19 protein-coding genes are annotated in these 13,019 nt (G+C 66.2%); all 19 read left to right on the plus strand.

The window, feature by feature from the left end:
- Nucleotides 1–15 precede the first annotated feature (15 nt).
- The 19 genes from fusA to rplE all read left to right on the plus strand — a co-directional run bounded on the left by fusA (nt 16) and on the right by rplE (nt 12,887).
- Nucleotides 16–2,130 carry an elongation factor G gene (fusA, locus tag ACVJ1F_RS09260; protein WP_056043577.1) on the plus strand — a complete coding sequence of 705 codons (2,115 nt, stop codon included), beginning with the start codon at nt 16–18 and terminating at the stop codon, nt 2,128–2,130.
- A 129-nt stretch (nt 2,131–2,259) separates the two neighbouring features.
- A complete protein-coding gene (gene tuf, locus ACVJ1F_RS09265) occupies nt 2,260–3,450 on the plus strand; it encodes an elongation factor Tu (protein ID WP_043593375.1) in 1,191 nt (396 codons plus the stop codon).
- 125 nt (nt 3,451–3,575) lie between these two features.
- Entirely contained in the window at nt 3,576–3,788 is a 213-nt protein-coding gene (locus ACVJ1F_RS09270) for an Rv0909 family putative TA system antitoxin (RefSeq protein ID WP_056043574.1), read from the plus strand.
- Between the two features lie 86 nt (nt 3,789–3,874).
- Nucleotides 3,875–4,867 carry a DNA topoisomerase IB gene (locus ACVJ1F_RS09275; protein ID WP_173153452.1) on the plus strand — a complete coding sequence of 331 codons (993 nt, stop codon included), beginning with the start codon at nt 3,875–3,877 and terminating at the stop codon, nt 4,865–4,867.
- 103 nt (nt 4,868–4,970) lie between these two features.
- On the plus strand, nt 4,971–5,810 hold the full coding sequence (locus ACVJ1F_RS09280; protein WP_192122970.1) for a DarT ssDNA thymidine ADP-ribosyltransferase family protein: 840 nt from the start codon (nt 4,971–4,973) through the stop codon (nt 5,808–5,810).
- A gap of 397 nt (nt 5,811–6,207) precedes the next feature.
- Nucleotides 6,208–6,516 carry a 30S ribosomal protein S10 gene (rpsJ, locus tag ACVJ1F_RS09285; RefSeq protein ID WP_043593369.1) on the plus strand — a complete coding sequence of 103 codons (309 nt, stop codon included), beginning with the start codon at nt 6,208–6,210 and terminating at the stop codon, nt 6,514–6,516.
- A gap of 15 nt (nt 6,517–6,531) precedes the next feature.
- On the plus strand, nt 6,532–7,182 hold the full coding sequence (rplC, locus tag ACVJ1F_RS09290) for a 50S ribosomal protein L3 (RefSeq protein WP_173154863.1): 651 nt from the start codon (nt 6,532–6,534) through the stop codon (nt 7,180–7,182).
- A gap of 3 nt (nt 7,183–7,185) precedes the next feature.
- Nucleotides 7,186–7,848, plus strand: a complete 663-nt coding sequence (gene rplD / locus ACVJ1F_RS09295) for a 50S ribosomal protein L4 (RefSeq protein ID WP_043593365.1) — start codon at nt 7,186–7,188, stop codon at nt 7,846–7,848.
- A complete protein-coding gene (gene rplW / locus ACVJ1F_RS09300; protein ID WP_043593363.1) occupies nt 7,845–8,144 on the plus strand; it encodes a 50S ribosomal protein L23 in 300 nt (99 codons plus the stop codon). Before rplD ends, rplW begins: the two co-directional genes overlap by 4 nt.
- 18 nt (nt 8,145–8,162) lie before the next feature.
- Entirely contained in the window at nt 8,163–9,002 is an 840-nt protein-coding gene (gene rplB / locus ACVJ1F_RS09305; protein ID WP_056043560.1) for a 50S ribosomal protein L2, read from the plus strand.
- Nucleotides 9,003–9,014: 12 nt separating this feature from the next.
- Complete coding sequence (rpsS, locus tag ACVJ1F_RS09310) at nt 9,015–9,296, plus strand: 30S ribosomal protein S19 (RefSeq protein ID WP_043593360.1); 282 nt, start codon at nt 9,015–9,017, stop codon at nt 9,294–9,296.
- 25 nt (nt 9,297–9,321) lie between these two features.
- Entirely contained in the window at nt 9,322–9,714 is a 393-nt protein-coding gene (rplV, locus tag ACVJ1F_RS09315) for a 50S ribosomal protein L22 (RefSeq protein ID WP_043593358.1), read from the plus strand.
- Complete coding sequence (gene rpsC, locus ACVJ1F_RS09320; RefSeq protein WP_043593357.1) at nt 9,714–10,493, plus strand: 30S ribosomal protein S3; 780 nt, start codon at nt 9,714–9,716, stop codon at nt 10,491–10,493. Before rplV ends, rpsC begins: the two co-directional genes overlap by 1 nt.
- A gap of 2 nt (nt 10,494–10,495) precedes the next feature.
- A complete protein-coding gene (gene rplP, locus ACVJ1F_RS09325) occupies nt 10,496–10,915 on the plus strand; it encodes a 50S ribosomal protein L16 (RefSeq protein ID WP_043593355.1) in 420 nt (139 codons plus the stop codon).
- Nucleotides 10,915–11,238, plus strand: coding sequence for a 50S ribosomal protein L29 (gene rpmC, locus ACVJ1F_RS09330; RefSeq protein ID WP_054145424.1), 324 nt, complete (start codon nt 10,915–10,917; stop codon nt 11,236–11,238). The genes rplP and rpmC overlap by 1 nt, the downstream gene beginning before the upstream one ends.
- Nucleotides 11,238–11,534 carry a 30S ribosomal protein S17 gene (rpsQ, locus tag ACVJ1F_RS09335; RefSeq protein WP_056043557.1) on the plus strand — a complete coding sequence of 99 codons (297 nt, stop codon included), beginning with the start codon at nt 11,238–11,240 and terminating at the stop codon, nt 11,532–11,534. Before rpmC ends, rpsQ begins: the two co-directional genes overlap by 1 nt.
- Nucleotides 11,535–11,568: 34 nt before the next feature.
- A complete protein-coding gene (gene rplN / locus ACVJ1F_RS09340; protein ID WP_043593350.1) occupies nt 11,569–11,937 on the plus strand; it encodes a 50S ribosomal protein L14 in 369 nt (122 codons plus the stop codon).
- A 3-nt stretch (nt 11,938–11,940) separates the two neighbouring features.
- On the plus strand, nt 11,941–12,300 hold the full coding sequence (rplX, locus tag ACVJ1F_RS09345; RefSeq protein ID WP_043593348.1) for a 50S ribosomal protein L24: 360 nt from the start codon (nt 11,941–11,943) through the stop codon (nt 12,298–12,300).
- Entirely contained in the window at nt 12,300–12,887 is a 588-nt protein-coding gene (gene rplE / locus ACVJ1F_RS09350; RefSeq protein ID WP_043593346.1) for a 50S ribosomal protein L5, read from the plus strand. Before rplX ends, rplE begins: the two co-directional genes overlap by 1 nt.
- The last annotated feature ends 132 nt before the right edge of the window (nt 12,888–13,019 follow it).

Below are 13,019 nucleotides of genomic sequence, written 5' to 3' on the forward strand. Positions count from 1 at the left end.
CCTTCGGAGGAACCTGTGGCACAGGACGTGCTCACCGACCTGAACAAGGTCCGCAACATCGGCATCATGGCGCACATCGATGCTGGCAAGACGACGACCACCGAGCGCATCCTGTACTACACGGGCATCACCCACAAGATCGGTGAGGTGCACGACGGTGCGGCCACCATGGACTGGATGGCCCAAGAGCAAGAGCGTGGCATCACGATCACCTCGGCGGCGACGACCTGCTTCTGGAACAAGAACCAGATCAACATCATCGACACCCCGGGTCACGTCGACTTCACGGTCGAGGTCGAGCGTTCGCTCCGCGTGCTCGACGGTGCCGTCGCCGTCTTCGACGGAAAAGAGGGCGTCGAGCCCCAGTCCGAGACCGTGTGGCGTCAGGCCGACAAGTACGACGTGCCGCGCATCTGCTTCGTCAACAAGATGGACAAGCTCGGTGCCGACTTCTACTTCACGGTCGACACGATCATCAACCGCCTCGGCGCCAAGCCGCTGGTGATGCAGCTCCCGATCGGTGCCGAGAGCTCCTTCGAGGGCGTCGTCGACCTGGTCGAGATGCGTGCCCTCACGTGGCGTGGTGACGCCAAGGGTGACGTCGAGCTGGGCGCGAAGTACGAGATCGAAGAGATCCCCGAAGACCTCAAGGAGAAGGCGGCGGAGTACCGCGCCAAGCTCCTCGAGACCGTCGCCGAGTCCGACGACGTGCTGCTCGAGAAGTACTTCGGTGGCGAAGAGCTCACGATCGCCGAGATCAAGGGCGCCGTCCGCAAGATGACGGTCAACTCCGAGCTCTACCCGATCTTCTGTGGTTCGGCCTTCAAGAACCGCGGCGTGCAGCCCATGCTCGACGCGGTCATCGACTACCTGCCCTCGCCGCTCGACGTGCCTCCCATGGAGGGCCACGACGTCCGCGACGCCGAGAAGATCATCATCCGCAAGCCCGAGTCGACCGAGCCCTTCTCGGCTCTCGCCTTCAAGGTCGCGGTGCACCCCTTCTTCGGTCGTCTCACCTACGTCCGCGTCTACTCGGGCTCCATCGAGTCCGGCGCCCAGGTCATCAACTCGACCAAGGACAAGAAAGAGCGCATCGGCAAGATCTTCCAGATGCACTCGAACAAGGAGAACCCCGTCGACAGCGTGACCGCCGGTCACATCTACGCCGTCATCGGGCTCAAGTTCACCACCACGGGTGACACCCTCTGCGACCCGTCCGAGCAGATCGTCCTCGAGTCGATGACGTTCCCCGAGCCCGTCATCGAGGTCGCGATCGAGCCGAAGACGAAGGCCGACCAAGAGAAGCTGTCGCTGGCCATCCAGAAGCTCGCCGAAGAAGACCCGACGTTCCGCGTCGAGCTCAACGCCGAGACGGGCCAGACGGTCATCAAGGGCATGGGCGAGCTCCACCTCGACATCCTGGTCGACCGCATGAAGCGCGAGTTCAACGTCGAGGCCAACGTGGGCAAGCCCCAGGTCGCGTACCGCGAGACCCTCAAGAAGGGCATCGAGCGCTACGACTACACCCACAAGAAGCAGACCGGTGGTTCGGGTCAGTTCGCCAAGGTGCAGATCGCTCTCGAGCCCTTCGAGGTCACGGCCGAGTCGACCTACGAGTTCGTCAACAAGGTCACCGGTGGCCGCATCCCCCGCGAGTACATCCCTTCGGTCGATGCCGGCATCCAGGACGCCATGCAGGTCGGCGTGCTCGCCGGCTACCCGACGGTGGGCGTCCGCGCGCTGCTGCTCGACGGTGCGGCGCACGACGTCGACTCGTCCGAGATGGCGTTCAAGATCGCTGGGTCGATCGCCTACAAAGAGGCGGCTCGCAAGGCCCAGCCCGTTCTCCTCGAGCCGCTCATGGCGGTCGAGGTCCGTACGCCCGAGGAATACATGGGCGACGTCATCGGCGACCTCAGCTCGCGACGCGGGCAGATCTCGTCGATGGAAGACGCCAGTGGTGTGAAGGTCGTTCGGGCCAGCGTGCCGCTGTCGGAGATGTTCGGTTACGTCGGAGACCTGCGGTCGAAGACCTCGGGCCGGGCCGTCTACTCGATGACGTTCGAGTCGTACCAAGAGGTGCCCTCGGCCGTCGCCGAAGAGATCATCCAGAAGAACAAGGGCGAATAGTCCTGAACCGCGTGGTCGTCCGACGACCGCGTAACATGTACACACACCAATCCGCAGGGCGACCGGTAGGCCGGGTCATCGACCCGGCCCCCGGGCCGCACTGCAACCGAGTCCTGAGGAGGACCCACAGTGGCTAAGGCCAAGTTCGAGCGGACCAAGCCGCACGTCAACATCGGAACCATCGGTCACGTCGACCACGGCAAGACCACGCTCACCGCGGCGATCACCAAGGTCCTGCACGACAAGTACCCCACCCTCAACACGGCGTCGGCGTTCGACCAGATCGACAACTCGCCTGAAGAGAAGCAGCGCGGCATCACGATCAACATCTCGCACGTCGAGTACCAGACCGAGAAGCGCCACTACGCTCACGTCGACGCTCCCGGCCACGCCGACTACGTCAAGAACATGATCACCGGTGCAGCTCAGATGGACGGCGCGATCCTCGTCGTCGCCGCCACCGACGGTCCCATGCCCCAGACGCGTGAGCACGTCCTGCTCGCCCGCCAGGTCGGCGTGCCCTACATCGTCGTCGCGCTGAACAAGGCCGACATGGTCGATGACGAAGAGATCATGGAGCTCGTCGAGCTCGAGGTCCGCGAGCTCCTCTCGAGCCAGGAGTTCGACGGCGACAACGCCCCGATCGTCCAGGTCTCCGCTCTCAAGGCCCTCGAGGGTGACGAGAAGTGGGCCGAGACGGTCGCCGAGCTGATGAACGCCGTCGACGAGAACGTGCCCGAGCCCGTTCGCGCCACCGACCAGCCCTTCCTCATGCCCATCGAGGACGTCTTCACGATCACCGGTCGTGGCACCGTCGTCACCGGTCGTGTCGAGCGCGGTCAGCTCAACGTCAACGAAGAGGTCGAGATCGTCGGCATCCGCCCGACCGTCAAGACCACCGTCACCGGCATCGAGATGTTCCGCAAGCTGCTCGACTCGGCTCAGGCCGGCGACAACACCGGTCTCCTCCTCCGCGGCACCAAGCGCGAGGACGTCGAGCGCGGCCAGGTCGTCGTCAAGCCCGGTTCGGTCACGCCGCACACCGAGTTCGAGGCGAACGTCTACATCCTGTCGAAGGACGAGGGTGGGCGTCACAACCCGTTCTACGCGAACTACCGTCCGCAGTTCTACTTCCGCACCACCGACGTCACGGGTGTCATCACGCTGCCCGAGGGCACCGAGATGGTCATGCCCGGCGACACGACCGAGATCAGCGTCCAGCTGATCCAGCCGATCGCCATGGAAGCCGGTCTGCGCTTCGCCATCCGTGAGGGTGGTCGCACGGTCGGTGCCGGTACGGTCACCAAGATCAACAAGTAAGTCCTGTTCACGCAGAACTGCTGATCTGACGAGAGAGGTCAGGCCCTTCGGGGCCTGGCCTCTTTTGCGTCGGCAGGGCACGATGGGGGAGACGTCGGACGGACCGGCGCCGACGGGAGGACGTCATGGCAGGTTTCGACGACATCACCAAGAAGGCCCAGGCCTTCCTCAAGGACGGAAAGGTCCAGGAGGCGCTCAAGAGCGAGAAGGCCGAGGGCGTCAGCGACAACATCCTCGACGCGGTCGCCTCCGCGGCCGACAAGGCCACCGGCGGCAAGCACGCCGACAAGATCCAGCAGGCCAAGGAGCAGGCCGACAAGAAGCTGGGCAACCAGTAGGGCGTGAGCGATGCCCCCGCCGTCGAGCGGGGGCTTCGCTGTACCCCGCCCAGGCCCCTCGACGACGCGCGGTGTTCACTCGACCGATGCCGCGCCTCCGGAGGACCGATTCGAGCCGACCCGGGCTGACGCGGGTCCGGGCAGGACGAGGGTTCTCGTACCGGACGGCCGACGGGACCGCCGTCGCCGACGCCGAGCTGCGGGCCCGCATCGAGCACCTCGCCATCCCACCGGCCTGGACCGACGTCTGGATCTCCCCTTACGAGAACGGCCACATCCAGGCCACGGGAGTGGACGCCGCGGGTCGGCGTCAGTACATCTACCACCCGACGTGGCGTGAGCAGAAGGACCGCATCAAGTTCGACCGGGCACTCGCCCTCGCCGAGTCGCTGCCGACCGCCCGTCGATTCGTGACGCACGACCTGCGCGTCCAGGGGGCCGGCCGTGAGCGGGTCCTGGCCGCCGCCTTCCGCATGCTCGACACGGGCTCCCTCCGGGTGGGCTCCGAGCGCTACGCGCAGGAGCACGGCAGCCACGGGTTGTCGACCCTGCTCTGCGCGCACGCGACCGTCTCCGGCGACACGGTCTCGCTGGCGTTCCCCGGCAAGAGCGGTCAGGACTGGGACTCCGAGATCCACGACGCCGACCTCGCGGCCGTCGTCCGAAGCCTGAAGCGGCGGGGCGGGCGGGCCCGGTTGCTCGCCTGGAAGGCCGACGGCGGGGGAGCGGGGGAGGCGCGCGCGGCCTGGCACCCGCTGCGAGCGACCGAGATCAACGACTACGTCAAGGAGAGGGCCGGCGACGAGTTCACCGCCAAGGACTTCCGCACCCTGCACGGCACCGTCGCCGCCGCCGTCAGCCTGGCCCGCTCCGGGCCGCAGGCGTCGGCCTCCCGGCAGTCGAAGTCCCTCGCCCAGGCGATGCGGGACGCCGCCGCCGTGCTCGGCAACACCCCGGCCATCGCGAAGTCGTCGTACGTCGATCCCCGACTGGTGGATGCGTACCGGCACGGGGAGACCATCGATCCGGCCCGCCTGCACGCGGCCGAATCCGAGGTCCGGGCATTGCTGTTCCGCTGAGCCGTCGCACACCCGAGGTGGTCCACGGTCTGCGAACGGTGCGCGTCGTGACGTAACCTAGAGGGTCGCGTCCCGTTCGGGTCGCCCGAGAGGAACAACTGCAGTGACTGACGAGTGCATCCACGGATTCGAGCGAGAGTTGTGCGACATCTGCGCTCCCCGCAAGCGCGAGGGCGTCGCCGACGGCATGCCCTCGACCGCCGCACGGTCGGTCACCACCCGCCGCCGCCCCTCCAACCGCAAGCCCGAGTCGCTGCGCAGCACGCCCGCACTCGCCCGTGACTCGGCCGCCGTCGCCGTGGCCGCGCAGGCGGCCGCCACCCCCGTCCCCGAGTTCTCGACCCAGCGTGCCTACCACTGGACGCACGTGTCCAACCTGCCCGGCATCCTCGAGGCCGGCGCGCTGCAGGCCGGCGCGACTCCCGTGCTCGACGTCAGCTCCGAGGCGACCCGGGCCCTCCGCGCCTCCGTCACGACCGCGTCGGGTCAGCCCGTCGCCGCGCACGTGCCGTTCTCGCTGTCGCCTCATGCGACCGCCTGGGACGCCGTCCGTACCGGAGCCGAGGGCTACGAGTGGTCTGATGCGGCACGTGAGGCCCGTGCCATCGATTTCGTCATGCTCGTGGTTCCCGTCGCCTCGCTCGGCGACGACTTCGTCGTGACCGAGGGTGACGCGGCCGTCGAGGGCGTGCGTGCGGCCGCAGGACTCGACGACGCCTCGTCGATGGTGCGGCGGTTCAGCCTCAAGGACCCCGACCTGCTCGGGCCGGAAGTGCTCGTGCCCGGTTCCGTGCCCTTCTCCTCGGTGACGCTCGTCGGCGTCCCGAACGACAAGGTCCGCGACGCCGTGAAGGAGACGCTCGCCGGGCTGGGGGCCGAGGCGCCGCGCGTCGCCGTCTACCCGCCGTGGTTCCGGCCTGCACCGGTCGTCGAAGCCGTCTGACATCCGCGACACGCCCGGGTTGCAGCAAATGCAGGCGTGTGGCAAAATCGTCTAGTTCAACATTTCGAGCCTGGCCTCTGCGCCGGGTGTCGGATCACTGCCAGGCAGTGCACAGACGCAAGGCGTCTGGGCCGCGGGTAGCAGGACGCATCTCACAACGAAACCACCGCCGTGACCTCAGGTCGCGGTGTGCCGGGGCGAAGCCCCGAGTGCGGTTGGCGGTGGCGAAGATGGCCCTCCCCGGGTCCTTCCTCGCGGGCACCGGCCGGTTTCGGCAGATGGATTGACACAAGAACAGCGGTACGCGAGAGACACGTAGTGCCAACAGATGTTCGCCCAGCGAACAGCGTCAGGCGGCCCCCGAGGTGCGCGACGTCCGAACGAGAGAGAGTCACACATGGCGGGACAGAAGATCCGCATCCGACTTAAGTCGTACGACCACGAGGTCATCGACACTTCCGCGCGCAAGATCGTCGACACGGTCACCCGCGCGGGCGCTACGGTCGTCGGCCCCGTGCCGCTCCCGACCGAGAAGAACGTGGTCGTCGTGATCCGTTCGCCCCACAAGTACAAGGACTCGCGCGAGCACTTCGAGAAGCGCACGCACAAGCGCCTCATCGACATCGTCGACCCGACGCCGAAGGCCGTCGACTCGCTCATGCGTCTCGACCTGCCTGCCGACGTCAACATCGAGATCAAGCTGTAGGGGGCGACCATGACCATCAGCACCACCAAGAACGTCAAGGGCCTGCTCGGCAAGAAGCTCGGCATGACCCAGGTCTGGGACGAGAACAACAAGCTCGTCCCCGTCACCGTCGTCGAGATCGCCCCGAACGTCGTGACCCAGGTCCGCTCGCTCGAGAAGGACGGCTACACCGCCGTCCAGATCGCGGCCGGCCAGATCGACCCCCGCAAGTCGAACAAGCCCTCCACGGGCCACTTCGACGCCGCGGGCGTCACCCCCCGCCGTCACCTCACCGAGGTCCGCACCGCCGACGCCGCCGAGTACGCACTCGGCCAGGAGCTCACGGTCGACACCTTCGAAGCCGGCCAGAAGGTCGACGTCGTCGGAACGTCCAAGGGCAAGGGCTTCGCCGGTGTCATGAAGCGTCACAACTTCAAGGGCGTCAGCGCCTCGCACGGTGCGCACCGCAACCACCGCAAGCCCGGTTCGATCGGTGCCTCCTCGACCCCCAGCCGTGTCTTCAAGGGCATGCGCATGGCCGGTCGCATGGGTGGCGAGCGCGTCACCATCCTCAACCTTACGGTGCACGCCGTCGACGCCGAGAAGGGTCTGCTGCTCGTCAAGGGCGCCGTCCCCGGTGCTCGTGGCCGCATCGTTTTCGTCCGCACCGCCGTGAAGGGGAAGTAGCTCATGGCCACCACTACCGCATCGGCCGCTTCGGTCGACGTCGTCGACGCCAAGGGCCAGAAGACCAGCACGGTCGAGCTCCCCGTCGAGCTCTTCGACGTCGTCACGAACGTCCCGCTCATCCACCAGGTCGTCGTCGCCCAGCAGGCCGCCGCACGTCAGGGCACGCACAAGACCAAGCGTCGCGGCGAGGTCTCCGGCGCCGGCCGCAAGCCGTTCAAGCAGAAGGGCACCGGCCGCGCCCGTCAGGGTTCGATCCGCGCTCCTCAGATGACCGGCGGTGGCATCGTCCACGGTCCGCAGCCCCGCGACTACGCCCAGCGCACCCCCAAGAAGATGATCGCCGCAGCCCTGCTCGGTGCTTTGTCCGACCGCGCTCGTGGCGCCCGCGTCCACGTCGTCGAGAGCTTCGTCGCCGACTCGATCTCGACCAAGGTCGCTCTCGAGCTGCTCGCGTCGATCGCCTCGAGCAAGCACGTCCTGATCGTCACCGACCGCGACGACACGCTGACCCTCAAGAGCGTCCGCAACGTGCCCACGGTCCACGTGATCACGTTCGACCAGCTGAACGCCTACGACGTCCTCGTCAGCGACGACATCGTCTTCACGAAGAGCGCCTTCGACGGCTTCGTCGCCTCGAAGACCAAGAAGGAGGCCACCGCATGAGCGGCTACGGAAAAGACCCCCGCGACGTCATCATCGCGCCCGTCGTCTCCGAGAAGAGCTACTCCCTGATCGACCAGGGCAAGTACACCTTCCTCGTGGACCCGCGTTCGAACAAGACCGAGATCAAGCTCGCCATCGAGAAGATCTTCGACGTCAAGGTCGACAGCATCAACACGCTCAACCGAACGGGCAAGACCCGTCGCACCCGCTTCGGCACCGGCAAGCGCAAGGACACCAAGCGCGCCATCGTCACGCTGAAGTCCGGTTCCATCGACATCTTCACGGCTGTCGGCTAGGGAGCAGAGGCATAAATCATGGCAATTCGTAACTACAAGCCCACGACGCCGGGTCGCCGCGGTTCGTCGGTCGCCGACTTCGCGGAGATCACGCGTTCGACGCCCGAGAAGTCGCTGCTGCGCCCGCTCTCGAAGTCCGGTGGCCGTAACAACGCCGGCCGCATCACGACCCGTCACATCGGTGGTGGCCACAAGCGCCAGTACCGCGTCATCGACTTCCGTCGCAACGACAAGGACGGCGTCAACGCCAAGGTCGCTCACATCGAGTACGACCCCAACCGCACGGCTCGCATCGCGCTCCTGCACTTCGTGGACGGCACCAAGCGGTACATCATCGCGCCGAACAAGCTGAAGCAGGGCGACGTCGTCGAGTCGGGTGCCGGCGCCGACATCAAGCCCGGAAACAACCTGCCGCTCAAGAACATCCCGGTCGGTACCGTCATCCACGCCATCGAGCTCAAGCCCGGTGGAGGCGCGAAGATGGCCCGCTCGGCCGGTGCCTCGGTGCGTCTCGTCGCCAAGGACGGCCCCTACGCGCAGCTCCGTCTGCCGTCGGGCGAGGTTCGCAACGTCGACGCCCGCTGCCGCGCCACGATCGGCGAGGTCGGCAACGCCGAGCAGTCGAACATCAACTGGGGCAAGGCCGGCCGCATGCGCTGGAAGGGCGTCCGCCCGACCGTGCGTGGTGTCGCCATGAACCCCGTCGACCACCCGCACGGTGGTGGTGAGGGCAAGACCTCCGGTGGACGCCACCCGGTCAGCCCGTGGGGCCAGAAAGAGGGCCGCACGCGTCACCCCAACAAAGAGAGCGACAAGCTCATCGTCCGTCGTCGTAACGCTGGCAAGAAGCGTAAGTAGGAGTTGTAGAAGATGCCACGCAGTCTTAAGAAGGGCCCCTTCGTTGACGACCACCTGCTTCGCAAGGTCGTCTCGCAGAACGAGGCCAGCACCAAGAACGTCATCAAGACCTGGTCGCGCCGTTCGATGATCGTCCCCAACATGCTTGGGCACACCATCGCCGTGCACGACGGACGCAAGCACATCCCCGTGTTCGTGACCGAGAGCATGATCGGCCACAAGCTCGGTGAGTTCGCGCCCACCCGCACCTTCCGTGGTCACGTGAAGGACGACAAGAAGGGTCGTCGCCGCTAACGCGGCGACGTGAAGGAGGAGAGAAATGGTGGAGTCGATCGCACGCGTGCGTCACATCCGCGTCACCCCCATGAAGGCCCGTCGTGTCGTCAACCTGATCCGCGGCAAGCAGGCCGCCGAGGCTCTGGCGATCCTGAAGTTCGCACCTCAGGGCGCCAGCGAGCCCGTCTACAAGCTCGTCGCGTCGGCCATGGCCAACGCCCGGGTGAAGGCGGACGCCTCGAACAGCTACCTCGACGAGCAGGACCTGTACATCAGTCGTGCATTCGTCGACCAGGGCGCCACCCTCAAGCGGTTCCAGCCGCGTGCACAGGGCCGCGCCTTCAAGATCCTGAAGCGCACCAGCCACATCACGATCGTCCTCTCGACGCCTGATGAGGTCGAGGCTGCCGACGCTACGAAGAAGGCGAGCAAGTAATGGGCCAGAAAGTCAACCCGTACGGCTTCCGTCTGGGCATCACCACCGACCACGTGTCGCGGTGGTTCACCGACAGCACGAAGCCGGGACAGCGTTACAGCGACTACGTCGCCGAGGACGTCAAGATCCGCACCCTGCTGAAGACCTCGCTCGACCGCGCCGGCGTGGCGAAGATCGAGATCGAGCGCACCCGTGACCGCGTCCGCGTCGACATCCACACGGCCCGTCCGGGCATCGTGATCGGTCGTCGTGGCGCCGAGGCCGAGCGCATCCGCGGCGACCTCGAGAAGCTCACGAGCAAGCAGATCCAGCTCAACATCCTCGAGGTGAAGAACCCCGAGGCCGAGGCCCAGCTCGTCGCCCAGGGCATCGCCGAGCAGCTCGCTGCTCGCGTGGCGTTCCGTCGTGCGATGCGCAAGGGGCTCCAGGGCGCCCAGCGTGCCGGTGCCAAGGGTGTCCGCATCCAGGTGTCGGGCCGTCTCGGCGGCGCCGAGATGAGCCGCTCGGAGTTCTACCGCGAGGGCCGCGTGCCCCTGCACACGCTCCGCGCCAACATCGACTACGGCTTCTACGAGGCCAAGACCACCTTCGGTCGCATCGGTGTCAAGGTCTGGATCTACAAGGGCGACATCACCAACAAGGAGCTCGCGCGCGAGCAGGCGAACCAGAAGTCGTCTCGCCCCGAGCGCCGCAACGACCGTGACGGCGCCCGCCGCGGCGGGGGCGACCGCGCTCCCCGCGAGCAGAAGGCACCCGCCACCACAGGAGCTGAGGCGTAACCATGCTTATTCCCCGTCGTGTCAAGCACCGCAAGCAGCACCACCCCGGCCGTAGCGGCCAGGCCACTGGTGGCACCAAGGTCAGCTTCGGTGAGTACGGCATCCAGGCCCTCACGCCCGCTTACGTGACCAACCGTCAGATCGAGTCCGCTCGTATCGCCATGACGCGTCACATCAAGCGTGGCGGAAAGGTGTGGATCAACATCTACCCCGACCGTCCCCTCACGAAGAAGCCCGCCGAGACCCGCATGGGTTCCGGTAAGGGTTCGCCCGAGTGGTGGGTCGCGAACGTCAAGCCGGGTCGCGTGCTCTTCGAGCTCAGCGGCGTGAGCGAGGAGATCGCCAAAGAGGCACTCACTCGCGCAATCCACAAGCTGCCCCTCAAGGCACGCATCATCAAGCGCGAGGAGGGCGACGCATAATGGCGATCGGTTCCAAGGAGCTCCGTCCTGTCGAGCTCGACACATTCGAAGACGAGCGTCTCGTCGATGAGCTGAAGAAGGCGAAGGAAGAACTCTTCAACCTCCGCTTCCAGTCGGCCACCGGCCAGCTCGAGAGCCACGGCCGCCTGCGTGCCGTGAAGCGCGACATCGCTCGCATCTACACGGTCCTGCGTGAGCGCGAGCTCGGCATCCGTGCCACCCCCGCCCCGGTCGAGGCGGCCCCCAAGGCCGCCAAGAAGTCGACCAAGAAGGCTGACAAGCCGGCCGAGACGGCTGACGAGACCGCCGAGGAGAGCAAGTAATGGCCACCGAGAACAAGACCGAGGTCGACTCGGCTGCCGTCGAGGTCCGCGGCTACCGCAAGACGCGTCGCGGCTACGTGACCAGCGACAAGATGGAGAAGACCATCGTCGTCGAGGTCGAGGACCGCGTGAAGCACCCCCTGTACGGCAAGGTCATCCGCCGCACGTCCAAGGTCAAGGTCCACGACGAGGCCAACTCGGCCGGCGTCGGCGACCTCGTCGTGATCAGCGAGACCCGTCCGCTCAGCGCCTCCAAGCGCTGGCGCCTGGTCGAGATCCTCGAGAAGGCGAAGTAGGCCTCGCGGCCTGCTTGCGTAGAAGGAGACACAAGTGATTCAGCAAGAATCCCGCCTCAAGATCGCCGACAACACCGGGGCAAAAGAGATCCTCACCATCCGCGTGCTCGGTGGCTCCGGCCGTCGTTACGCCGGCCTGGGTGACGTCATCGTCGCCACGGTGAAGGACGCCATCCCCGGTGGCAACGTGAAGAAGGGTGACGTCGTCAAGGCCGTCATCGTTCGCACCAAGAAAGAGGTCCGTCGTCCGGACGGCTCTTACATCAAGTTCGACGAGAACGCCGCAGTGATCCTGAAGGCCGACGGAGACCCCCGCGGAACCCGCATCTTCGGACCGGTCGGTCGCGAACTCCGCGACAAGAAGTTCATGAAGATCATCTCGCTGGCGCCGGAGGTTATCTAAGTCATGGCAAACATCAAGAAGGGTGACCTCGTGCAGGTCATCACCGGTGCCTCGCAGGCCCGCGGCGGAGACCGCGGCAAGCAGGGCAAGGTCCTCGAGGTGCTCGTCGAGCGCAACCGCGTGGTCGTCGAAGGCGTCAACTTCGTGACCAAGCACGTGCGCGTCGGCCAGACCCAGCGTGGTTCCAAGACCGGTGGCATCGAGACGCACGAGGCTCCCATCCACGTGTCGAACGTCGCCGTCGTCGACCCCAAGACCAAGAAGCCCACCCGCGTCGGCTTCCGCGAAGAGACGGTCACCAAGGACGGCGTGTCCAAGACCGTTCGCGTCCGTTACGCCAAGAAGTCTGGTGAGAACCTCTGATGACCGACACCACCACGCAGGCCGCCACGGCCCTCCCGCGGCTGAAGGCCAAGTACCGCGCCGAGATCATCGAGCAGCTGAAGTCCGACTTCGGCTTCACGAACGTGCACCAGGTGCCCGGGCTCGTGAAGATCGTCGTCAACACCGGTGTCGGTGAGGCCGCTCGCGACAGCAAGATCATCGACGGTGCCATCAAGGACCTGACGGCCATCACCGGCCAGAAGCCCCAGGTCACCAAGGCACGCAAGTCCATCGCGCAGTTCAAGCTGCGCGAGGGCCAGCCGATCGGTGCCCACGTCACGCTCCGCGGCGACCGCGCCTGGGAGTTCCTCGACCGACTGCTGTCGCTGGCGCTGCCCCGCATCCGTGACTTCCGTGGTCTGAGCGACCGCCAGTTCGACGGAAACGGCAACTACACCTTCGGTCTCAACGAGCAGAGCATGTTCCACGAGATCGACCAGGACCGCATCGACCGCGTCCGTGGCTTCGACATCACCGTCGTCACGACCGCCAAGAACGACGACGAGGGTCGCGCGCTGCTCAAGGCGCTCGGGTTCCCGTTCCGTTCGGCCGACTCGGCCAACTAAGATCGTCCGGTCGGCAACTCTCTCGTAGAGTTGCCGGCCGTTCCCCTGAGGTCGACGAGAACCGCTCGTCGACCAATCGATCGCCCAGGTCGGCACCCGGTGTACCGGATGTCGAAACCGGACGAGAAAGTG

Source organism: Frigoribacterium sp. 2355 (genome assembly GCF_054060695.1).